The 22,820-nt window shown below is 58.7% G+C and carries 22 protein-coding genes and 1 riboswitch; of the genes, 7 read left to right on the forward strand and 15 right to left on the reverse strand.

The window, feature by feature from the left end; all coding sequences use genetic code 11:
• Positions 1-31: 31 nt before the first annotated feature.
• Positions 32-970 carry a LysR family transcriptional regulator gene (locus tag Q2T52_RS14305; protein ID WP_302077452.1) on the forward strand — a complete coding sequence of 313 codons (939 nt, stop codon included), beginning with the start codon at positions 32-34 and terminating at the stop codon, positions 968-970.
• Between the two features lie 80 nt (positions 971-1,050).
• Here the strand turns inward: Q2T52_RS14305 and pcaD are convergent, their stop codons facing one another.
• The 9 genes from pcaD to Q2T52_RS14350 all read right to left on the reverse strand — a co-directional run bounded on the left by pcaD (position 1,051) and on the right by Q2T52_RS14350 (position 9,536).
• Positions 1,051-1,830: a 3-oxoadipate enol-lactonase gene (gene pcaD / locus Q2T52_RS14310; RefSeq protein WP_302077453.1), complete on the reverse strand. Its 780-nt coding sequence runs from the start codon at positions 1,828-1,830 to the stop codon at positions 1,051-1,053.
• Between the two features lie 55 nt (positions 1,831-1,885).
• Positions 1,886-3,214 carry an MFS transporter gene (locus Q2T52_RS14315; RefSeq protein WP_302077454.1) on the reverse strand — a complete coding sequence of 443 codons (1,329 nt, stop codon included), beginning with the start codon at positions 3,212-3,214 and terminating at the stop codon, positions 1,886-1,888.
• 38 nt (positions 3,215-3,252) lie between these two features.
• Complete coding sequence (benD, locus tag Q2T52_RS14320; protein ID WP_302077455.1) at positions 3,253-4,041, reverse strand: benzoate diol dehydrogenase BenD; 789 nt, start codon at positions 4,039-4,041, stop codon at positions 3,253-3,255.
• Positions 4,038-5,060: a benzoate 1,2-dioxygenase electron transfer component BenC gene (benC, locus tag Q2T52_RS14325; protein ID WP_302077456.1), complete on the reverse strand. Its 1,023-nt coding sequence runs from the start codon at positions 5,058-5,060 to the stop codon at positions 4,038-4,040. The genes benD and benC overlap by 4 nt, the downstream gene beginning before the upstream one ends.
• A gap of 38 nt (positions 5,061-5,098) precedes the next feature.
• Positions 5,099-5,587, reverse strand: coding sequence for a benzoate 1,2-dioxygenase small subunit (benB, locus tag Q2T52_RS14330; protein WP_302077457.1), 489 nt, complete (start codon positions 5,585-5,587; stop codon positions 5,099-5,101).
• A complete protein-coding gene (locus Q2T52_RS14335; RefSeq protein ID WP_302077458.1) occupies positions 5,584-6,942 on the reverse strand; it encodes a Rieske 2Fe-2S domain-containing protein in 1,359 nt (452 codons plus the stop codon). The genes benB and Q2T52_RS14335 overlap by 4 nt, the downstream gene beginning before the upstream one ends.
• 118 nt (positions 6,943-7,060) lie before the next feature.
• On the reverse strand, positions 7,061-7,999 hold the full coding sequence (gene catA / locus Q2T52_RS14340; RefSeq protein WP_302077459.1) for a catechol 1,2-dioxygenase: 939 nt from the start codon (positions 7,997-7,999) through the stop codon (positions 7,061-7,063).
• A gap of 50 nt (positions 8,000-8,049) precedes the next feature.
• Positions 8,050-8,340: a muconolactone Delta-isomerase gene (gene catC / locus Q2T52_RS14345; RefSeq protein ID WP_302077460.1), complete on the reverse strand. Its 291-nt coding sequence runs from the start codon at positions 8,338-8,340 to the stop codon at positions 8,050-8,052.
• A gap of 14 nt (positions 8,341-8,354) precedes the next feature.
• The gene (locus Q2T52_RS14350) at positions 8,355-9,536 is read right to left on the reverse strand and encodes a muconate/chloromuconate family cycloisomerase (RefSeq protein ID WP_302077461.1); all 1,182 of its coding nucleotides are present in this window, start codon (positions 9,534-9,536) and stop codon (positions 8,355-8,357) included.
• 222 nt (positions 9,537-9,758) lie between these two features.
• Positions 9,759-9,909: riboswitch (FMN riboswitch) on the forward strand.
• A 114-nt stretch (positions 9,910-10,023) separates the two neighbouring features.
• On the opposite strand from Q2T52_RS14350, the gene ribB reads away from it, so the two are divergent.
• Positions 10,024-10,665 carry a 3,4-dihydroxy-2-butanone-4-phosphate synthase gene (gene ribB, locus Q2T52_RS14355; RefSeq protein ID WP_302077462.1) on the forward strand — a complete coding sequence of 214 codons (642 nt, stop codon included), beginning with the start codon at positions 10,024-10,026 and terminating at the stop codon, positions 10,663-10,665.
• A gap of 101 nt (positions 10,666-10,766) precedes the next feature.
• Here ribB and Q2T52_RS14360 read toward each other — a convergent pair whose 3' ends face one another.
• The 4 genes from Q2T52_RS14360 to Q2T52_RS14375 all read right to left on the reverse strand — a co-directional run bounded on the left by Q2T52_RS14360 (position 10,767) and on the right by Q2T52_RS14375 (position 15,112).
• Entirely contained in the window at positions 10,767-11,555 is a 789-nt protein-coding gene (locus Q2T52_RS14360) for an SDR family oxidoreductase (protein WP_302077463.1), read from the reverse strand.
• 14 nt (positions 11,556-11,569) lie between these two features.
• Positions 11,570-13,063: a sugar ABC transporter ATP-binding protein gene (locus Q2T52_RS14365; protein WP_302077464.1), complete on the reverse strand. Its 1,494-nt coding sequence runs from the start codon at positions 13,061-13,063 to the stop codon at positions 11,570-11,572.
• A gap of 20 nt (positions 13,064-13,083) precedes the next feature.
• Entirely contained in the window at positions 13,084-14,019 is a 936-nt protein-coding gene (locus Q2T52_RS14370; RefSeq protein ID WP_302077465.1) for a substrate-binding domain-containing protein, read from the reverse strand.
• 106 nt (positions 14,020-14,125) lie between these two features.
• Positions 14,126-15,112, reverse strand: a complete 987-nt coding sequence (locus tag Q2T52_RS14375) for an ABC transporter permease (protein WP_302077466.1) — start codon at positions 15,110-15,112, stop codon at positions 14,126-14,128.
• Between the two features lie 210 nt (positions 15,113-15,322).
• Here Q2T52_RS14375 and Q2T52_RS14380 point away from each other — a divergent pair, with 210 nt between their 5' ends.
• The 5 genes from Q2T52_RS14380 to Q2T52_RS14400 all read left to right on the forward strand — a co-directional run bounded on the left by Q2T52_RS14380 (position 15,323) and on the right by Q2T52_RS14400 (position 20,462).
• Positions 15,323-16,135 carry a transketolase gene (locus tag Q2T52_RS14380; RefSeq protein WP_302077467.1) on the forward strand — a complete coding sequence of 271 codons (813 nt, stop codon included), beginning with the start codon at positions 15,323-15,325 and terminating at the stop codon, positions 16,133-16,135.
• On the forward strand, positions 16,135-17,103 hold the full coding sequence (locus tag Q2T52_RS14385; RefSeq protein ID WP_302077468.1) for a transketolase family protein: 969 nt from the start codon (positions 16,135-16,137) through the stop codon (positions 17,101-17,103). The genes Q2T52_RS14380 and Q2T52_RS14385 overlap by 1 nt, the downstream gene beginning before the upstream one ends.
• A gap of 83 nt (positions 17,104-17,186) precedes the next feature.
• Entirely contained in the window at positions 17,187-18,656 is a 1,470-nt protein-coding gene (locus Q2T52_RS14390; RefSeq protein ID WP_302077469.1) for an FGGY family carbohydrate kinase, read from the forward strand.
• A 21-nt stretch (positions 18,657-18,677) separates the two neighbouring features.
• Positions 18,678-19,628, forward strand: coding sequence for a sugar-binding transcriptional regulator (locus Q2T52_RS14395; RefSeq protein ID WP_302077470.1), 951 nt, complete (start codon positions 18,678-18,680; stop codon positions 19,626-19,628).
• Positions 19,629-19,676: 48 nt separating this feature from the next.
• Entirely contained in the window at positions 19,677-20,462 is a 786-nt protein-coding gene (locus tag Q2T52_RS14400; RefSeq protein WP_302077471.1) for an SDR family oxidoreductase, read from the forward strand.
• 413 nt (positions 20,463-20,875) lie between these two features.
• Here the strand turns inward: Q2T52_RS14400 and Q2T52_RS14405 are convergent, their stop codons facing one another.
• Positions 20,876-22,246, reverse strand: a complete 1,371-nt coding sequence (locus tag Q2T52_RS14405; RefSeq protein WP_302077472.1) for a PepSY-associated TM helix domain-containing protein — start codon at positions 22,244-22,246, stop codon at positions 20,876-20,878.
• Positions 22,247-22,311: 65 nt separating this feature from the next.
• Positions 22,312-22,719 carry a DUF2946 family protein gene (locus Q2T52_RS14410; protein WP_302077473.1) on the reverse strand — a complete coding sequence of 136 codons (408 nt, stop codon included), beginning with the start codon at positions 22,717-22,719 and terminating at the stop codon, positions 22,312-22,314.
• Positions 22,720-22,820: the final 101 nt, after the last annotated feature.

Raw genomic sequence — 22,820 nt, forward strand, 5'->3', positions numbered from 1 at the left:
TTTACATCTTCACGAATAAAGAAATGGCAATATGGAAGTCCGCCACCTTCGATATTTTGTAGCCGTAGCAACAGAGCGCAACTTCTCGCGAGCAGCGGAAATCCTGCACATTGCTCAGCCGCCGTTAAGCCGTCAGATCCAGCAACTTGAGGAAGAACTCGGCGTTGTCCTGATAGATCGTACCATGAGGCCACTTGCGCTGACACAGGCCGGACGCTTCTTCTTGGATCAGGCATCTCAGATTCTTCGGCGCCTGGATCATGTCCGCGATCAAACTCAAAGAATCGGAAAAAGCCAGCGCGAGCGTTTCGTCATCGGCTGTGTCGGATCAACGCTTTATGGAGGCATTCCAGACCTTGTGAGACGAATGCGGCAGCATTGGCCTGACCTGGATATAGAAATCCGTGAAATGATGTCGACGGAGCAGATTGCCGCCCTGAAAGAGCGTCATATCGACCTCGGTTTCGGCCGTGTGCGTTTCAACGACAAGGAAGTGGAGCGCCTAACGCTCAGAGAGGAACGTCTCTTCGTTGCTTTACCGCTTGGACACGCCAAGTCACTCGACAAAGAACCAATTGCCCTTCGCGATCTGGAGGGAGAGACGCTGATCGTCTATCCGGGAATGCCCCGGCCAAGTTTTGCGGACGAAGTTCTCAATCTATTCGAAGAAAACCGCGTAAACCTGCTGCGCGTGGAGGAGGTTCGGGAAATACAAACCGCATTGGGCATGGTTGCGGCTGGAACAGGAGTGTGCGTCATCCCCGCAGCGTCCCAACGCCAGCGCCCGGACGATGTCTTCTATCGCATGATTTCCGATGAAAAAGCCACATCGCCTATCATCATGAGCTATCGACGCAACGACCCTCAAAACAGGATCGACGCGATTAAGCAGATTATTCGGGAGATGTACGCCGATAACCCGCCTTGGCTTCAAATCTCCAACGTGTATCTGGGTAAAACAGATAAGTAGTGATCTTTACAATTCTGCGGCAGACCTGTGCTTTGGACCTTTGGGGGCGAAAGTACACGCCTCAGCGCCACAGTTTCCTGTCACGCAAGGAAGCGGATAATCTGCTCGTTGAATGCTTGCGCGGCTTCGATGTTGACGATGTGACGTCCAGCGAGACTGACATGACGGCCATCTGCAACATTTGCGGCGATGGCTTCCAGTTCAGTTGGAGGGCAAACAGGGTCGTTCGAGCCGGAGATCGTCAGCACTGGGCGCGAGATTGCGGAGAGGCTTTGCTGGAAGTCGGCCCCTGCAAGCGCCGCGCAACAGCCGATGTAACCGTCCACCGATGTTTTTTGAAACGTTGCCAGACAGGCCTGAACAGCATCCGCCGCTTGCTGTGCAAAGTCTGGTGTGAACCAGCGTTCCAAGGTCCCCTGGAGCAAAGGGGAAAGCCCATTGGCAGACACGGCTTTCATGCGCTCCGTCCACGATTGCGCAGTACCGATCCGGGCCGCAGTTGCGCAGAGGACGAAGCTGTCAAAGCGCGATGATGCATTCAGGGCCAACCATTGTCCGAGAAGTCCTCCGATGGACAGACCGCAAAAATGCGCCCGTTCTATCCCCAGATGGTCCAAAAGACGCAGGAGGTCTTCACCGAGATCGGCCATGGAAAACGGTGGCGGCGGCGACGTCGACAGGCCGTGGCCGCGTCGATCGTAGCGAAGGATGCGAAAATTCTCATCGAGCCCATCAACCTGATCGTCCCACATATGTAGATCGGTTCCAAGAGAATTGCAGAAAACCAACCAGGGTTTCGTTGGATCACGCCCGTCAATGCGGTAATGCAGACGATGACGCGCCAATTCAAGATAGGGCATTGAGAAAGCTCCTTGGAGAATGGGAGACCCGCGAGCGGGCCTCCCGAACCAGTGGTCAGGCGAGCGCGAATTCGCGGCTGGCCTTGCGCATGCTCAGCGCGGCATAGGCGAGCATGGCAAGCGTGGCGATGATGGCCGGCACGGCAAACAACAGAAAGTTTTGCTGCAGGGAAAGTTCCTGCGCCAGTAGATAGCCGCCGAAGGTAGGTCCGACAATGGCGCCGATGCGTCCCACTCCAGATGCCCAGCCAAGCCCGGTCGAGCGGATGGAAAGGCTATAAAGCTGGGCCACACTGGCATAGAGCAGGATCTGCGTGCCAATGGTGGCTGCACCCGCGACAAAAACGCTCAAGAACAGCAGCGGCGCCGGCAGGCCAGTTCCAATCAGAGCAATCGAAATGGCAGCAGCGGCGAAAAAGCCGACCACGACTTTGGGTAGGCCGAAGCGGTCACCCAGCCAGCCGCCGGCAATCGCGCCCACCATCCCGCCAAAATTGAGCGAGAACAGGCTGAGAAGAGCCGCTTTCTCCGCGTAGCCTGCTTCTTGAAGCACCTTGGGGAGCCAGGACGACAAGAGGTAGACTAACAACAAGCAGCAGAAGAAGGAGACCCACAGCATGGCCGTGCGCGTGCCGCGATCTTGCCGGAAGAGTTCGGCCACAGATGCCGACGCACCCTTTGTTTCGTTGAAGACGAGCTGATCACCTTCCGCCAAGCGCTGTGCCGGATAGAGTCTGGCGTAGACGGCACGGGCTTCTGCCTGACGGTTCTGGCGAACCAGGAAGCCGAGAGATTCCGGGAGATGCCAGAGAATGAGCGGCAGCATGGCCAGCGGCAGTGCCGCGACGAAGAACATCCACTGCCAACCGAACGCCGGAATAATGGCAATGCCAAGGCCTGCCGCGACCATACCACCGACGGAATAGCCGGAAAACATCAGAGCAACCATGGTGCTGCGCAGGCGCTTTGGCGCATATTCGTTCATCAAGGCAACAGCGTTCGGCATCAAACCGCCACAACCGAGCCCCGCCAAAAAGCGAAGCACCTCGAATTGCAGGGGCGACTGGGCAAAACCAGTAGCAATTGTTGCCGACGTAAAGAGTATAAAGCTGATGGCTATCCCCTTTTTACGGCCAATCCTGTCAGCCAGCGTGCCGAAGACAAGGGCCCCGAACATCATGCCAAACAATGCCCAGGCTTGAAGCGCTCCCGCCTGTGGCTTGGTTAGTCCCCATTCGGCAATCAGCTTCGGCAGCACGGTCCCAGCTACGAAGACATCGTAGCCATCAACGATGAGCAGCAGCCCGCAAAGAGCAACGATTACCCACTGAAAGCGCCCGAAGCGCCCCTCGTTTATGGCTTCATTTATATCGATAGTGCGCATGGTCACTCCTCCCAAGTGGTCTGCGTTGATAGATCAGTTCAGCCCAAATCGCCTCCCGCGACCGGCAGCACAGACCCGGTGATGTAGGATGCCTCGTCTGAGGCCAAAAACAGGATCGGCGCCACCTGCTCCGGAAGCGTGCCGTAACGTTTCATGAAGCTCGACTGCTTCACTTGCGAGACGACATCGCGCATCCAGCCCTGTTCCTCGGTTGTATCGCCCTCCGCATTGCGGGGAATACGCCTCGGCGGTGCCTCCGTGCCGCCGGGAGCGGTTGCAACCACGCGAATATTGCGCTCGGCAACTTCCATGGCGAGCGATTGGGTAAGGGCGTTGATACCGCCCTTGGCGGCCGAATACGGCACCCTGTGGATGCCGCGTGTGGCATTCGAGGACACGTTAACGATGGTTCCCGCCCCGCGCGCGAAGAGGTGCGGCAAAACCGCGTGACAGCAATAGAGCGTCGGCATGAGCGATCGACGGATTTCGGCATCGATCTGCCCGGGTTGAAACGCGCCGTAGGGGCGCATACGGATAGCACCGCCCACATTGTTGATCAGGATATCGATGCCGCCGAAACACTGCGCGGCATGCTGCATCGCAGCCTCCGCACCCTCATAGGTCTCAAGGTCTCCAACAAAGGCGGACGCTCTATCGGATTCAAGTCCGCGTACGACCTCTGGGAGAAAATCCGCGCGGTCCACCAGCAGCACGCGCCCTCCTTCGGCAATCGCCCGCGACGCCACAGCAAAACCTATGCCCTGTGCTGCACCGGTCACGACCAAAACCTTGTCAGCGAACCGACCTTGGAATACGGGCGCGCTCATGCGCTTTCCTTCAGAGGCAGATTGGGGGTGAATTTTTCATAGTGGAAGCTATGGGGCTTGATGCCTTTTTCCGAAAGCCATGCCCGCACGGCGTCCACCATCGGCGGCGGACCGCAGAGATAGATATCGACGTCGCCACCGTGGAGCAGCCCTTCCGGCATGTGTTCTGTCACCCAGCCAGTGCGCGGATGCGATGACATTTTGTCTGCCACGACAGTCGTGAAGCTGAAGGCGGGAAGGCGCGCCGCATAAGCCTCAAGAACGTCGACCAGCACGAGATCCTGATCGCGTGTCACGCCGTAGATGAGATGGACTGGCTGATGCAGCTCTTGTACAGCCAGAACCTCCAGCATGGACAGGAAAGGGGCGAGGCCTGTACCGCCCGCCAGGAAGAGAAGCGGGCGCTCCGTCTCGCGCAGATAGAAGCTTCCCATTGGCCCGGCGAACGTCAGCTGATCGCCCGGCTTGGCATGGCCAAGCCAGCTGCTCATCAAGCCGCCAGGCTGCTTTTTGATCAGGAAGCCGAGCCGATTGTGTCCAGGCGCCGTGGTAAACGAATAGGAGCGGGTCGCGCCGCTGCCAGGTACATCGATATTGACATATTGCCCGGGCAGGAATTGCGGCCCGGCCTCCACGTCCAGTTCCAACACAATGGCCGCATCATTGTGCGGTACCACCGCCGCGACCGTGGCCGCCAACTTCTGCTGGCCGGTCTTGCAGACCGAAGAGCGGGTCGGGACCGAGACGATGCCATCACTGGTGGGCCGCATCTGGCAGGTCAAGACAAGCCGCTCGGCAGCCTCATCAGCCGTCAGGGCATCGTCGATATAGTCGTTACCCAGATCGTAGCTTCCTGCCTCGGAACGGCATTTACAGGTGCCGCAAACGCCGTCAGAACAGTCCATGGGAAGGTTGATCTGGCTGCGATAGGCCGCATCCAGCAGCTTTTCTCCTGCCCGGCATTCCACGAAACGGGTGACGCCGTCTTCGAAGTTCAGTGCGATCCGATAGCTAGCCATTGTGTCTCTTCCTCCCTTACGCAAGACATCCGCCGTCTTCAGATGTGGTAGATGTCAATCACTTGGCGGATGTAGTCGTTCTTCAGCACCACCTTCTTCGCCGAGATCAGAAAACCCTCCCCGTTACGGCGCAGAGTCAGAGACACGGTGCCGAAGAAGTGGTCGGTGATCTTGTATCGATGGTTGAGCGTATGAAAATTGTAACGCAGGTCGATCTCTGTCTCGCGCTCGTCCAAAATCTCGATATTCGCGATCATGTGGCTCGTACGCGGCTCCGGGGTCGAAGCCCCCGAACGCTCTGTCTTTATGCGGAATATCCGATCTTCCAGCCCGCTGCGATCTCCATAATAAATCAGAGAGATCTCACTCTGTGGATCCTCCGTCAGCTGGTCGTCATCGTCCCAGGCAGGCATCCAGTAGCTGGCGTCTTCCGCATAGCAGGTTAGCCAAGCATCCCAATTGCGGTCATCGAGAAAACGCGCCTCGCGGTAAAGGAAGGCGCACACTCGGTCATAAATGGCACTCATGCCTCCGCTCCTTCGATTTCGCCAGCGAGCGCGTGGCGCATCACCGATGCCCAGTATTCGTGCTGGCGCACAAAGAGGCCTTCGTCCTCACTGCGTTCACCGGAAAGCAACGGCTTCATGCCCATGCGGCGGGCATTTTCGTCCGGCCCATCGATCCAAAGCGGCGCACCGCGCGACAGATCGTTCCACAAAGCGGCCGTTCCCGCATAACCGTTCTGGCAGGCGCGAAATTCCTCCAGATCGTCAGCAGTCCCCATACCGGATACGTTGAAGAAGTCCTCGTACTGACGAATGCGCAGAGCTCGATCGGCGGCGCTTTCGCCCTTGGGCGCGAAACAGAAGATGCTGATTTCCGTCTTGTCGACGCTGATGGGGCGCGTCACGCGGATCTGCGTGCTGAATTGGTCCATGAGGAAGACGTTCGGATAGATGCAAAGATTTCGCGTCTGGTTGACGATGAAATCGGCCTTGTCGCTTCCAACCCGTTCCGAGATTTCATCGCGTCGGTTGTAAACCGGGCGAACCTCAGGATTCATCGTATTGGTCCATAGCAAGATATGGCCGTTCTCGAAGCCATAGACACCAGCAATGGAACGGCTCCAGCTGTTGGCGTCGACGGCTTTGGTGCCCTCCTCCTTGCGACGCCCCATGGTGGCGGCGTAATTCCAGTGAACGGAGCTGACGTGATAGCCATCACATCCGTTTTCCATCTGGAGCTTCCAGTTGCCGTCATAGATGTAGGAAGAGTTGCCCCGCAGAACTTCCAGACCTTCGGGAGCCTGATCAACGATCTGATCTATGATGACCTTTGTTTCGCCGAGGAAATCCTCCAATGGTGCGACATCCGCATTAAGGCTGCCGAACAGGAAACCCCGATAACTCTCGAAGCGAGCTACTTTCGTGAGGTCGTGTGAACCATTTTTACCGAACTGCTCCGGATATTGGGTGGTCTTTTCGTCCTTTACCTTGAGAAGCTTGCCAGTGTTCGAGAATGTCCAGCCATGGAAGGGACAGGTAAACGAGCCTTTGTTGCCGTGCTTACGGCGACACAGCATGGCGCCACGGTGTGCACACGCATTGATCACAGCATTGAGGGTGCCGGTCTTGTCGCGCGTAATGACGACGGGTTGGCGGCCAATTGAAGTGGTGTAGTAATCGTTAGGTTCCGGAATCTGGCTTTCATGCGCCAGATAGACCCAGTTGCTCTCGAAGATGTACTTCATCTCCAGCTCGAACAGGTCGGCGTTTGTGAAGATGTCGCGGCGACAACGGAAAACACCCGCTTCCTTGTCATCCTCTACGGCATTGGCCAGCAGATCCTGCAGCGCCGCATGCTTGTCAATCAGTTTGGACATAGTCTCTCTCCTGCCCGGAACGGCCTTGAGGCCAATCCGTTTCAACGATGCCGGTCATGTTTATCGGAAACCGGCGCTCCACCGGTTGTGTCTTCCTGGTCGGTAGAGCGCCGTATTGTCAGGCAGCGGCGCGCTTGCGCAGTTCGTTGACCTGGTTATCGACGCCATCAACGAGCGCGGTGAGTTTGATGTCGAAGACGATCTCCGCAAACGGGCCATTGAGGTTGTTGGCGTGGATGCTTGCCTCGTCCGTACGCTCGATCACGGCCGGCACAAGGCCGTCGCGGGTCGCATAGGCGAAGTCGTCATTGATCAACGGATCGCCCTCGATATTGATCTGCGTCGTCAGTTTACGGTGACCCTCGGCACTGATGAAGAAATGGATATGTGCAGGACGCTGTCCATGACGGCCGAGCGCAGAGAGGAGCTGCTCGGTGGGGCTGCCCGGTGGCACACCATAGCCGCTCGGCAAGATGCTCTGGAACTTGTAACGGCCCTGCTCGTCCGCGATGATGGTGCGGCGCATGTTGAACGGCGCCTGCTTACCCGTCGGATCGAAATGCGAGTAGAAGCCGCGCGTATCGCAGTGCCACACTTCCACCTTCGCGCCAGGTATCGCCTGGCCGTCGGCGCCGTAGACCGTTCCATGCATGATCAGCGTATGGCCATTCTCGTCGGCACCATCGTCCAGACGGGCAAAGCCATGACACTCCGGCGCGCCCGCCACATAAAGCGGGCCTTCGATTGTGCGCGGAGTGGGGTTTTCGATGCCAAGCTCTGCGTCGATGGCGTCAAGCCGCTCATCGAGGAAGTGGTCGATGCCAAGGCCGGGAGAGATGAGACCGGCCTGTCCAGCCGCACCGATCTCGTTCAGCCAGGCGATCCCGGCCCAGTATTCGTCCGGGGTGATGTTCAGATCGTCGATCGCCTTGAACAGGTCGGACACGATCCGATGCGTGATTTCCTTGACGCGGGCATTGCCCCCGCTCTGGTTGAAGCCGCTCAGCGTCTTCAGGAAGTCCTGAATATCCGGCCGGTTGAAGATCTTTACAGTCATATTATCTCCTCCTCATATGGTATGTTTTAGCCCGTCATAGCGGGCTCGGATTATCGATCGTCGTCCCGGACAGCTGAGGGGTGGCGCAAAAGCGGCATCACCTCGATGTCCATGAACTTGAACAGTGGAAGGCCAGAAAGCAGCCGGTGCAGCTCCTCGTTATCGGCCACATCGAAAATACTGATATTCGCGTACTGGCCGGCGATCCGCCAGATATGCCGCCACGTGCCGTTGCGCTGCAGCTCCTGCGAGTAGGCCTTCTCCTTCTGCAGGATCTCCGCCACATCGCTTGCAGGCAGATCGTGGGGAAGATTGACGTTCATTCTGACGTGAAAGAGCATAAAAGAGCGTCTCCTCAATGCGTGCTGCGTGTGACGGTAAACGACCCGTCACGAGTGAAGTGAGTGAGCTTGTCCTCGTCCAGCACAAGACCAAGCCCCGGCCCCGCCGGCACGGCCAATGAGAAATCGCTGTAATCGAGCGGTGTCTCCAGGATCTCCTCGGTCAGCAGCAGCGGACCGAACAGTTCTGTGCCCCATTGCAGATTGGCAAATGTTGCAAAGGCATGCGCCGAGATAACCGTGCCCACCGCACCTTCGAGCATGGTGCCGCCGTAGAGTTCGATGCCAGCCGCATCGGCAATCGCCGCTACCCGCTGGGCATTGAAGGCGCCGCCACTCTGCTCCACCTTCACGGCAAACACGTCGGCGCCATTGTTCCGTGCAATCTCGAAGGCACTTTCAGGCCCGTGCAGGGATTCGTCCGCCATGATGGCAATCGGAAAGCGGCGAACGAGACGCCCCAGCGCCGCAGTCGATTGCACCGGTTGCTCCACCAGCTCACAGCCCGCGTCAGCCAGCGCTGCGATGCCAAGACGTGCATCCGTCTCCGTCCAGGCCATGTTTACATCGACCCGCACCGTGCCACGCTCGCCAAGCGCGCGCTTGATCGCCGCAACATGGGCGACATCCTCGCGCACAGGCCTAAGGCCGATCTTCAACTTGAAGATCGAGTGGCGACGCAGGGAGAGCATCTTCTCTGCCTCCTCGATATCGCGGCCCGTATCGCCAGACGCGAGCGTCCAGGCCACAGGCAGACGGTCGCGACGGCGACCGCCCAAAAGCTCGCTCACCGGCACACCCAGACGCTTGCCCTGTGCATCCAGCAACGCCGTTTCGACGGCGCTCTTCGAAAAACGATTGTCCTTGATCATCTTGCCGATCCGCGCCATCAGCGCCTGAATGCGGCTGGCATCCTGCCCGATCATCACGGCCGAAAAGTAGCGATCGATGGCAAGCTTCATGCTCTCCGGGCTCTCACCGCCATAGGCAAGTCCGCCAATCGTCGTGCCCTCGCCAACGCCCACAATGCCGTCGCTGCAAAACACGCGGACAATCATCAGGGTCTGACCGTTCATCGTCGCAACCGAAAGCTTGTGCGGCCGGATCGTCGGCAGATCCACCAGCATCGTTTCGATGCGCTCGATCATTGGGGCTGCCGCAAGTGCTGTCTGGGGAGAAGGAAAGGTCGCGTTCATGGGAGGATAGTGCGCAGCCTGGGCTCGTACGTCCAACACTGATTAAGTAGGTTGCCATACTTCGTAGGTATAGATGAACTTTTTATGCGAGGTGACCAAGGTGCGCCCTGGAACAGAAACAACATACTCGCTCACGCTGGTAATCGGGATTTTCTTTTCACGCTGATGCTTCTGGACAGAGCGCCGCCCCTTGATTCCGTCCCGTCTGATACCTTATGTTAGCGCTGTTCTCAGGGCGGGGTGCAATTCCCCACCGGCGGTATCGGGATTTGTCCCGGAGCCCGCGAGCGCTTCCGGTCTCCAAAGCCGGAAGGTCAGCAGATCCGGTGAGATGCCGGAGCCGACGGTATAGTCCGGATGGAAGAGGGCAACGCATAGGACGCCTGCGCTCTGCAGGCGTAGCAGTGCATTGTTCGCCCAAGGGATATTTGGCGCTTCAAGAAGCGCGAAAATGCCGCAAACGGCACCCTTGAAAGGCTTGAAAGAAATGACAATCGCTAAAATTGAAGACGCTATCAAAGCCATTTCACGTGGCGAGATGGTGATTGTGGTTGACGATGAGGACCGCGAAAACGAAGGCGATATCATCGCCGCTTCCGAAAGCATCACACCGCAACAGATCGCCTTCATGATGAACCATGCGCGCGGGCTTATCTGCGTCGCATTACCAGGTGAGCGCCTCGACGCACTCGATATTCCGTTGATGGTGTCGCGCAATACAGAGTCCCTAAAGACGGCCTTCACCGTCTCGGTAGACTATATTCCAGGCACGACGACAGGCATTTCGGCGGCTGACCGTGCCAAGACCGTTCATGCGTTGGTATCGGAAGACGCGCGCCCTGAAGATTTTGCCCGCCCCGGCCATATCTTCCCACTGCGGGCTAATCCTCGGGGTGTTCTCGGCCGCACCGGCCACACGGAAGCAGCAGTCGATCTCTGCCGCCTTGCTGGAAAATTCCCATCTGGCACCATCTGCGAGGTCGCCAATGACGATGGCACCATGGCCCGCCTACCTCAGCTTGAGGTCTTCGCTGAGCGCCATGGGCTACTCGTCGTGACGATCCGGGACCTCGTTGCCTATCTGGAGGGTGACGTTGCCGAGGGCGTGGCGCAGAAGCAGGTTGCCTAATCTGCGCCTCAATAATTTATGCATCCGCGGACGCCCGGCTTGAGCCAGGCGTTCTCGCCCATTCAAGCAACATCAGCACACGCGCGAAATAATCGCACAGCTTACCAGCAGCAGAAGCCGCCATCGACCAGAAGATCCACCCCGGTGACGAAGGTGGCGGCATCCGAAAGCAGGAAGACAGCGGGACCGACCATTTCATCGACCGTCGCCATACGCTGCATGGGTGTCTGCTCTTCAAAGAGCTTGGTCTGGTGAACCATCTCAGGGCGGGTGTTCATCGGGGTTGCGGTATAGCCGGGGCTGATGGTGTTGACACGAATGCCTCGCGTCACCCATTCCATCGCCATGGACTTCGACATGTGGATGACGCCCGCCTTTGAGGCGTTGTAGTGGCACTGGTTCAGGCCACGATTGACGATGACACCGGACATTGAGGCGATGTTGACGATCGAGCCCTTGCCATGTTTCAGCATGGCGCGCGCCTCGGCCTGGCAGGACAGGAAAACGCCCTTCAGGTTGATGTCCATCATCGTCTGGAACTGGCTTTCTTCCATGTCCTCCGCCGGGTTGGCGTTGGCAATGCCCGCGGCGTTGACGGCAAGGGTCAGGTCACCCAGTTCCTTTTCCGTCTGGGAAACAGCTTCGTTCAGGGCCGAGCCGCTTGTCACGTCGGCTGCGATCTTGATGCTGCGGCGACCGGCACGCGCGATGAATTCGGCAGTCACGGAAAGCCCCTCATCTGTGCGGCGATCCAGCAGCGCAACATCAGCGCCGCATTGGGCAAGCCCCATGGCAATGCGCTGACCGATGCCACTGCCAGCACCAGTGACCAGTGCCACACGACCGGTAAGATCAAACATCCGGGGAGCGTTGAGGGTGATTTCAGACATGACTCTATCCTGCTTCAGATTGTAGCGAGTTCCATGACGGAGACGTCGTTTGCCTCCGCCCGATCGAGAATGCCGGCCTGCTTGCCTTGCGCCATCACCATGATGCGGTTGGAAACGCCGAGCACCTCTTCGAGATCCGAGCTGACGACGATGACCGCAACGCCTTCGCGCGCCAACTGCATGATCGTGTCATAGATCGATGAACGTGCGCCGACATCGATGCCGCGGGTCGGCTCGTCCAGCACCACCACACGGGGCTTGCGCGCCAGCCATTTGGCCAGAACCACCTTCTGTTGGTTGCCGCCGGACAACTCGCCGGCATTCTGGCTGCCGCGTCCCTTGACCCCGAACTTGGCAATGAATTGGTCAGCGAATTTGGCCATACGCCGCGCGGTGATGAAGCCACCCTGCGCGACTTCGGCAAGATTGGCGTAGCCGATGTTCTCACTGATCTTGTGATCGAGAACCAGGCCCTGCAGCTTGCGATCTTCTGGCACAAGTACGATGCCGTTGCGGATCGCATCGATGGGCGCCTTGGGCGTAATATCCTTGCCATCAAGAAGCACCGCGCCACTTGCTATAGGATCGGCTCCGGTGATGGCGCGAACCAGCTCGGTGCGCCCTGCGCCGACCAGTCCGGCGATCCCGAACACCTCACCCTTGCTGACGCTGAAGTTGACACCCCTGAAGTGGCCGAGTGCCGAGCAAAGATCCTTTACCTCAAGGAGCGTCACATCTGCGGGCGTTGGAATGGCGGGGAACATTCGCTCCAGAGAGCGCCCGACCATGGCTTCCACAATGGTGCGTACAGGCACGTTGCCACTATCGAATTCCTGCACCTTCGAGCCGTCGCGCATGACCACGATGCGGTCCGCGATCTGGCGAATTTCGTCCAGCCGGTGGGAGATGTAGATGATGCCGACGCCTTCTGCCTTCAGCCGCTCGATCTGGCGGAACAGAAGCTGGGTTTCCTCTCCGCCCAGTGCGGCGGTGGGCTCGTCGAGAATCAGCAGCTTGGCATTCAGCGTCAGCGCCTTGGCGATCTCGATCAGCTGTTGGTTCGCCGTCGACAATCCTTCAACCACGCGGCGTGGTGAAATATCAAGACCCAGACGGCGCAGACCGCTATGGGCGCGCTCCTCCATGGCCTGGCGGTCTATACGGCCTGCTTTTTTGAGATAGCGTCCGACAAAGATGTTTTCAGCGATCGAGAGCTGCGGCAGAAGCTTCAATTCCTGGTGGATCATGCCGACCCCCGCATCCATAGCATCACGCGGGCTGGTGGGGGCATAGGGTGCCCCCAACCATGTCATCTGACCCGTGGAAGGTTGCACGGTGCCGGAAATAATGTTCGAGAGTGTCGATTTTCCGGCGCCGTTTTCACCAAGAAGCGCCACGACCTCTCCGGCGTAAACATCCAGATCAATGCCATGCAGCACTTCAAGAAGACCATATGTCTTCCGGATCTGCCTGAGGGAAAGGATCGGTGTCTTGTCCTGATCGGTCATGGCGTCTGTCCTGTTATCGATTAGGGGTGATTGGCCACGAATTTCGGAGCATTCTCCTTGGTGGTCAGGAAGCCCGGAAGAAGCTGTTCGGCAGGAAGCTTTTCACCGGCGGCAAGCTTGATCGCACTGTCAACCGCCAGGCGGCCGATGCCACGAACCTGCTGTGTTGCCGTGGCATCGAAGCCACCCTGAGCGAGGATCGGCAGAGCGGTCGTGTCGCCGTCGAAGCCGCCGAGATAGACGCGCTGCGAAACGCCGGAAACCTTGATGGCCTGAGCGGCGCCGAGTGCGAGGCCGTCCGCCTGGGCGAAGATCAGCGTGACGTCAGGATTTGCCTGCAGCAGGTTCTGGGTAATGTTGAGGCCTTCCGCCTGCGACCACTGCTCGCTCCACTGTTCCGCAACCAGCTTCACGCCAGAATTTTCGGAAATGGCCTTGTTGCAGCCTTTGGTGCGTTCGACTTCCGGCGTCGTGCCCTTCTGACCGTGGATCATCAGCATCTTGCCCTTGCCGCCGGCCAGCCCAATGATGTGCTTGCAGACTTCATAGGCAGACGTTGCGTTGTCGGTGGCAATGAAGGTGTCGCCCGGTGCACCATCGGCGTTGCGGTCCACGTTGACAACCGGAATACCCGCCTGCTTGGCAAGCCGCGTCGGAACGGCGGCAGCTGCGGCACCTGCCGGAATATAGATGAATGCGTCGATGTTCTGCGTCAGCAGATCCTGCACCTGGTTCACCTGCGTCGCGCCGTCATTTTTCGCGTCGACCGTGATGACCTGTATGCCCTTTTCCTTCGCGTAGGATTCGACACCGATCTTGATCTGGTTGAAGTAGTCGGCCTGAAGGTTGGATACGGCAAGGCCGATCTTTTTCACGTCCTTGGCCGATGCAGTCAGCGGGCTGAAGGCCGTTGTCGCGAGAGCGGCGGCGACCAGAAGCGCAGTCTTGATTTTCATGTTCTTCTCCTCCTTTGATACTCCAATGCCGCAACTGCACGGCACCGATCTGAACCCCGGATCACTTCCCGGGGATAGCCTCCAACGGCCGGTGGGCTGAGGCCCGTCAGCCAAATCTGGACTGGTTCTTCTTGAAAGTTTCTGCGGCAACCGCGAGTGCGATCACCACGCCGATGACGACCGCTTGCGTGAAGGGCGAGACTCCGAGAAGGTTGAGACCATTGCGCAGCACGCCAATGATCAGCACGCCGATCAACGTTCCAAAAATGCCGCCCTTGCCACCGGTCAGGCTGGTACCGCCGATGACGACAGCGGCAATCGTGTCGAGTTCATAGCCTACGCCGGCCGTTGGCTGAACCGAGTCGAGACGCATGGCGAGAACGATGCCCGCAAGGCCGGCCATCAATCCGGAGACAACATAGACGCCCGTGGTGTGGAGCCTGACGTTGATACCGGCCAGACGCGCAACCTCCAGGTTTCCGCCGATGGCATAGAGCGAACGTCCTCCCGACGTGTAATGCAGATAGAGCCAGCCAATCGCAAAGATAACGATCATGATGGCAACCGTCAGCGTCAGAAATCCTCCGATGCGGTTGAATGCAAGCAGGCTGAACCAGGCCGGGAAACCCACGATCTGCTGCCCATCCGTAATCATGTTTGCAAGACCACGCGCGGCCGACATCATTGCAAGTGTCGCGATGAAGGCCGGCACCCTGAAAACCGTAATGAGCAAGCCGGAAATGGCGCCCGACGCGGCAGCCACAGCCAGGGCGACAACCATTCCCAGCGCTATCGGTAGCCCCAGGACATTGGCGACGTAGCCCATCACCATCATGGCCAGCGCAAGAACCGAACCCACCGCGAGGTCGATGCCGCCGATCAGGATGACCAGTGTCATGCCGACAGCCATAATTCCGAGAACGGTAATCTGATCCAGGATGTTCAGGAGGTTTCGAACGGACATGAATTTGTCCGTTGCAAATGTCAGAAACAGGCACAGCAGGATCAGGCCGATCAGCGGTCCCGTCGTTCCCTTGAGCGCCGCCCTGAGGTCGAAAGAAGTTCCTTCCGCCTGTTCTTTCGCAGCAGTCATTGCCATCTCCCACTCCCTTACCGAACGTCCTCGTCTTCGGCTATGCATAAAAATTCATGACAGTGTGTAAATTCGTATCGGATTGATCCTTGGGCTGTCAATATGCAATCTGACGAAGAATGATGCGGGTGCGTTAATCTTATGCCTTGACAATCGGCGGGGATTGGCACGAATATTTAGTTACGCATAATTATGCACACGAGGGTTTACATGCAAACGACTGAACTGGAACGCATTGCCCGCGAGATCCGCATCCGCGATCTGCAAGCAGTCTTCGAAGCGGGGGCGGGTCACATTGGTGGGGAAATGTCGGCCATCGACATCATGGCGGCGCTCTACTTCAAGGTCCTGAAACTGTGGCCGGACCAACCGAAGCATCCGGATCGCGACCGGTTCGTGCTTTCGAAGGGGCATACGGCATGCGCCTTGTATGTAACGCTCGCCAAGCGCGGCTTTCTTCCAGAGGAAGAGATTTCCACCTTCCTCAAGCCGCATTCGCGCCTCAACGGACATCCGAATTGCAACAAGGTGCCTGGTGTGGAAACCAATACCGGGCCCCTGGGGCATGGTTTGCCGGTCGCTGTCGGCATGGCAAAAGCCGCAAAATTGACGGGCGCATCCTATCACACCTACGTCCTGACCGGAGACGGTGAGATGCAGGAAGGCTCAAACTGGGAAGCCATCTCGTCCGCTGCGCAGTTCGCTCTCGATAACCTCACGCTTGTCATCGATCACAACCGCTTTCAGCAGGGCGCAGCGCTCAGCGAAACCAACAATCTTGCTCCCTTCCGCACCAAGCTTGAGGCGTTCGGTTGGGAGGTTCTGGAGATTGACGGCAACAACATGTCAGAGGTCGTGGATGCCCTGCAGCATCGCTCGACGGGCCGTCCCTGTGGCATTGTCGCGCACACCAACAAGGGACACGGCATCTCCTTCATGCAGGACAAGGTCGATTGGCACCACAAGGTGCCGAATGCCGAACAGTACAAGATTGCGATGGCAGAACTGGAGGAAGCACTTTGATGAACGCTGTGGCCCTTACTCCCAAGCTTCACGATTGCCGTGACGCCTTTGCGGCCGTGCTGGAGCGGCTCGGTGCCGAAAACAACAAGGTCGTGGCGGTTTGCAACGACTCCGTCGGCTCTTCCAAGCTCGGCGGCTTCAAGTCCAAGTTTCCCGAAAGGCTGGTGAATGTCGGCATCGCGGAGCAGAACATGGTGGGCGTTGGCGCGGGCCTTGCCAATGGCGGCATGTTGCCCTTCGTCTGCGCCGCCTCCTGCTTTCTGACAGGCCGTTCGCTGGAGCAGGTCAAGGCCGATATCGCCTACTCCAACGCGAATGTGAAGCTGGTCGGAATCTCCTCCGGCATGGCCTATGGCGAATTGGGACCGACGCATCATTCGATCGAAGACTTTGCCTGGATGCGCGTGCTGCCCAATCTTCCGGTGATTGCGCCGTGCGATTCAATCGAGACGACTGCAGCTGTCGAGTGGGCAGCTCAGTATGACGGCCCCGTGTTCCTGCGGCTTTCGCGTGTCGGTGTCCCGGATCTTCTGCCGGTCGGCCATAAGTTTGAGCTCGGCAAGGCGAACCTGCTGCGCGACGGTGACGCCGTAACATTGATTGCCAACGGCACACTCACTCACCGCATGATGAAGGCCGCCGACATCCTAGCGGCAAAAGGCATCGAGGCGCGCGTTCTCAACATGGCCTCGGTACGTCCCATTGATGTCGAGGCCGTGATCAAGGCCGCGACGGAAACCGGTGCGATCCTGACGGCGGAAGAACATTCTACCTTTGGCGGCTTGGGTTCCGCCATTGCTGAGGTGGTTGTTGCTGAAGCGCCGGTTTCCATGAAGATCCTCGGCGTCCCCGGAATTTTCGCGCCGACCGGCTCAGCAGAATTTCTGTTGGACGAGTTCGGCATGGCGCCTGCTGCTGTGGCAGAAGCTGCGACTGCATTGATTGCGCGGAAAAAGACTGGCGCCTGACCTCTGCCGATCTTTACCGTGCCGGGCGCAGCAAGGCCTCCCGTTGCTGCGCCTTTCTTTCTTCAACAAAGCTCGAGACCGCCATGCAGACCGCTATCCTTGCCGTTGACCAGGGAACCACCAACTCCAAGGCCGTTCTAGTGTCGATGGTTGGCGAGGTGCTTGCACGCGGTTCGTCGCCTGTCGGTATCGACCATCCTCAACCCGGCTGGGTGGAGCAAAACCCGTTGCGCATCTGGCAATCCGTGCTGGAGGCGATCGGGGCGTGCCTCGAATCTGCACCCGGCGTTGAGGTCATCGGCATTGCCATTTCGAACCAGAGGGAATCCGTCACCGCCTGGGATGCCAAAACTGGGGAGCCGCTGGGTCCCGTTGTCAGCTGGCAATGCCGGAGAACCGCTGCCGACTGCACCCGGTTGAACAAGGCGGGGCACGCGGAGCGGGTTCAGGCACTCGCCGGCCTGCCGATCGATCCGATGTTTCCCGGGCCGAAAATGAAGTGGCTCATCGATCGCATTCCTGCGGGGCATACGATCCGGCTGGGAACGATCGATTCGTGGCTCATCCATCGTTTTACGGGTGGTTTGGTTCATGCCTGCGATGCCGCCAATGCAGCGCGCAGCCAGCTTTATGACTTGCAACGGCAGTGCTGGAGCGACGAGCTCTGCGGGCTCTTCGGTGTCGAAAAATCCTTCCTTCCGGAGGTGCGCAACAGCAGTGATTTCTTTGGCGTGACGAAAGGCGTCCCGGGTCTGACGGATGGAATTCCGGTTCATGCCGCGATCGGCGATAGCCACGCAGCTTTGTTTGGTCATGGCGCATTTCGCCCTGGAGACGGCAAGGTTACCTTCGGCACCGGATCCTCGATCATGACGACCCTGCCGCACTTCATCGCGCCACAGCACGGCATCACCACGACCATTGCCTGGTCGATTGCGGGCACGCCGACCTATGCGTTCGAAGGCAACATTCTTGTTTCAGCCGCTGCCATGCCCTGGATGGTCAACATTCTGGGCCTGCCGGATGTGCAGGCGCTCATCGAACTCGCAGAAACCGCAGAGCCTCATGGACCGGGTTTTGTGCCGGCTTTCGTCGGGCTCGGCGCGCCCTATTGGCACTCCGATGCCCGCGCCCTGTTTTCCGACATCAACTTCAGCACATCACGCGCACAGATGGCACGCGCCGTGACGGACTCGATGGCGTTTCAGGTGCATGACGTATTCACCGCCATGTCGTCGATCTCCCCCGCGCCGCTGGGCGATCTCTTTGCGGATGGCGGCCCCAGCAAGAACAGCTTCCTGATGCAATGCGTGGCAAACACGTTGAACCACGCGATTATACAGTCCGACGCACCGGAGGCGTCAGCACTTGGTGCGGCCTATCTGGCCGGGCTTTCGCTCGGGGTCTGGAAGGATCTTGACGCCGTGGCGGCCTTGCCGCGGCCCCGGGTCACTCTCAATCCGCGAGAGACGGATGCAGCTCTTCGCCTGAAGGTTTGGAAGGACGCGATCTACCGCTCGACCATCGCCACAACTGGAGCTATGAGTGAATAAAAATTCACCATGGAGGCCGGTATGGGGCGCATAAATGAACTTCGGTTGGTTGCTCGTGTTGCCCAGATGTACCATGTGGAACACAAGCGCCAATCGGAGATTGGCGAGATCCTGCGCATGTCCCAGGCAACGGTTTCGCGGATGCTGAAACGCGCCGAGCAGGAGGATATCGTCCGCACCACCGTTATCCCGCCGCCCGGCACATTTGCGGATCTCGAGACTGATCTGCGTACGCGCTTTGGTTTGACTGAAGTCATCGTCGTTGACTGTTCTGAAGATCGTGACGGTGCGGTCATGGCGCGCATTGGGGAGGCGGCAGCCCATTTTATCGAAGTGACACTGCAGCAGGACGAGATCATCGGTGTCTCCAGCTGGAGCCAAACGATCCTCCGGATGGTGGACAATATCCACCCTATGAAGGGCTCCAAGGCGAAGTATGTCGTGCAAATCCTCGGGGGCATGGGAGACGCCTCCGTGCAGACGCATGCGACGCAGCTGACTGCCCGCCTTGCAAAGCTGACCGGTGGCGAACCGCGTCTTCTGCTGGTGCAGGGGATTACGTCGTCGCGGGAGGCAAAGCTCGTCATGCTGGCCGACCCTGTCGTGCGCGAAACGATGGACCTCTTCGGTCGGTTGAGCCTTGCGATCGTCGGCATCGGCGCTGTCGAGCCATCGGAATTGCTGGCGCGCTCCGGCAATACGTTTTCGCGGCAAGAAATGGCGATGCTGCACGAGGCCGGTGCGGTCGGCGAAATTTCCTACCGCTTCTACGACAAGGACGGAAGACCGGTCGAGACGCCGCTGAACGATCGAGTGATCGGCCTGACGCTGGAGGAGCTGCGCCGGACGGATCGCGTCATGGCGCTGGCGGGCGGCGAATCGAAAACGCAGGCCATCGCCGCAGCCCTGAAACTCGGCGTGATCGATGTCCTGGTCACCGACAAATTCACCGCAGCGAGGCTTTTGAGCTGACTGTTTTCGGTCGGTCTCTGCCCGCTGCGATCAACAGGAGGAACTGTCATGAAGCGTTTTGTGGGCAAGACCGTCATCGTTACCGGAGGTAACAAAGGCATTGGCCGCGGCATTGCCAAGCGCTTTGCCGAAGAGGGTGCGAAGGTCGCAATCGCCGCCATCGACAAGGATACGCCGGACGCCGCAGCCGCCCTTGCGGAAGAGACGGGCGCTATCGTGAAGGGCTATGTGCTCGACGTGACCGATGCCAAGGCAGTCCGAGAGGTCTATGGGGAGGCGGAAGCCGCCGTCGGACCTCTCTCGGTTTCCGTACAGAATGCCGGCGTCATCACCATCGCCAAGGTCGAAGATCTCACTGAGAAAGAGTGGGACTTCAATCTCGATGTAAATACCAAGGGCGTGTTCCTGTGCTGCCAGGAAGCCATCCGCCGCTTTCGCGCTTCAGGTATAAATGGCAAACTTGTGAATACGGCGTCTGGTCAGGCGCGCCAGGGCTTCATCTACACCCCGCATTACGCCGCGTCGAAGTTCGGCGTCGTGGGATTGACCCAAAGCCTTGCGAAGGAACTGGCGCGGGAGGGAATCACGGTCAATGCAATTTGCCCCGGCATCATTCACACGGAGATGTGGGATTACAACGATCGGGTATGGGGCAAGATGCTCGGCGACTACGGGCCGGGTGAACTGATGGCGGAATGGGTCGAGGGCATTCCCATGGGCCGCGCGGGTACGCCAGCGGAAGTGGGCGCCTTGGTTGCCTTCCTCGCCTCCGCAGATGCCGCATACATCACGGGCCAAACCATCAATGTGGATGGTGGACTGATCATGTCGTGAGAGTTGCGCACGAACGGCGATGGTGAATCTGCTCTCGCCCAGGCCTCATGTGGAGGCCTTGCGGCGTATAAAGATGGGCATTAACACGCCGACGAACTTCTAGTTCATCGGCGTGTTCATATGGGTTTTTGCGGAAACTGGTCCTTAGGGTGAGGACCTAATCATCTTGTTGAAATGGTGTGAGGCGATCCGGATGAGATACGAGGCGAAAAACGCAGACGATGCAAAGGCATCGGCAAGGCTTTTCAACGACGTAGCTCGCCGTAGCGCCCACATCCTCAAAGGACGCGTGAACGGCTGCGATCTGCTGTGTCGAAGCGCTTGAATGGGTGCCGGACCCATTCGTGCGCGCTTCTCCTCGCAAATCATGGCCGTTCATCGCGCCATTTCAATAATATGATTGATTCCTCACCCTAGGCCGCCACACGCTGCTGTCGGGTGCGGGTATAGAGCGTATCAAACACCAGCATCAGGATCAGCGAGGCCCCGACCAGCGGGAAAAACAACCCTCCGATGATCAGGATCGCAAGCAGCCCCCTCAGCACGCGACGATCAGCGGGCATGGGTGGCACCCCAAGCGAGCCAGCGGGCCGCCTCTTCCACCACATCACCGCTGCGGATACCGCCAAGAGAATGATCGCAAGGCAGGCAAAGGTCAGGACGATCTGGTTCCCCAGCCCGAATTCCTGCCCCATATGGACATTGATGCCCCATTCCAACGCACGGCCTAAGGGTCCATAGTCCGCATAGCTCATGTCCAGCAAAGGTTTACCCGTGTATTGGTCGAGATGGACGACACGCTGCTTGGAAAGATCATCTGGGTAGACGGAGCCCGTGAAAACGCCGTTCGCAGTGGTGGGGATGTTAACCGCATAGCCCTGCGTCAGTCCGAGACTGTTGAAGGTCGCCACCGCCTGATCGAGTGATATGGGTGTCGCGCCATGTGCATGTTCAGGCGAAAGCGGCACCTGCGCCTGCTCCAGCGACCACGTCGTCTTGGCGATATGATCCACATGTTCATCGGACATGGGCACGGCAACCCGAACGCCAGCCGGATATCCGAAGTTATTGCCATTCGCCCATTCGTTGACTTTCGCGCCCCAGACGCCAGACCACGGCATGCCCGTCACGGCCAGGAAGACGATAAAGCCACCAACGAAGATGCCGGTCACAGCGTGCATATCGCGCCAGAAAACCCGCCGCTTCGGCGTTCCCCGTACACTGAGGACTCCGCCCGTCTGGCTACGCGGCCACCAGAGATAGATGCCTGTGCCTACCAGCAGAATGGACCAGCCCGCCGTGATCTCGATGAGATAGCGCGCATAGGTGCCGAAATATTTGAGGCTATGGAGATAGCGGATCGTCCACATGATCGTACCGCGATCCGGCAATTTCCCCAGCACCTTGCCTGTATAGGGATTTACATAGACGGCTATTTTCCCAGCGGCCCCATTGATTGTCACCTCTGCCGACATGTCCGGTGATGAGGGAGTTGTCAGTTTAATGGCGGTGCCGGGCTCGACCGCCAGGGCCGCAGCGACCATTTCGGAGGGGGCCGCCATGGCCCCGCCTTGCACGATCTCGACCTTTTTCAGATCGGCATGAACGATGGCATCGATTTCGTCGCGGAATAGATAAAGCGCGCCGGTGATGGCGAGCGTGATCATGAAAGGCAGCACGAGCAGACCGGCATAGAAATGCCAGCGCCAGACGGCACGATAAAGGTCCATGGAGGAACGCGCCGACGCGGCTGCGCTCTCCCGACCCAGGGAGATGTCGGACATAGAAAAAGCTTTCCAGAAAAGGGTTTATATCTGCCCCGCATGCATGCGGGCAGCACGAAACACGCTCAGGAAAGTTGTGGCGGCGCGCGCGGCGCCCCTGTCAGTCCGCGCCAGATGGGCGGTATCGAGATTGTCCGATCGGCGGGAATTTCAATGGCCGAGCCGGGCTGCGACCAGGCGATCAGAATGAACTGCGCGGCGACAATAGCCGTGACACTTGCAACAGCCAGACGGCAGAGCGTGCCGCAGCAATCGAAAACCGCCTTGCTGTGATCCTGCTCGTGGCCACCGTGGTGGTGGACCGATGCGCTGGCTTCGTCACCGCTGACGCAAATGATGTCGCTCTGGCTGGCAGAAGCGGCCATCATCCCGCCGCCATAGCCGGACATGATGGCCTGCAGCAACAGGAAACAGGTCAGCGTCAGCGCCCAGGCGCCCGCCAGCAACCGATCCCGCAATATCTGCCTCAGCATCCCCATTCCCGCCTGATGCCATAACTGCGCGCTTGTGTCACTGCGACCGAATGGCGAACCACAGAATACGGGAATATCAACAGAAGTTGAGTTTCATCTGT

The sequence above is a fragment of the Rhizobium oryzicola genome, from assembly GCF_030504645.1.
Taxonomy (GTDB): domain Bacteria; phylum Pseudomonadota; class Alphaproteobacteria; order Rhizobiales; family Rhizobiaceae; genus Neorhizobium; species Neorhizobium oryzicola.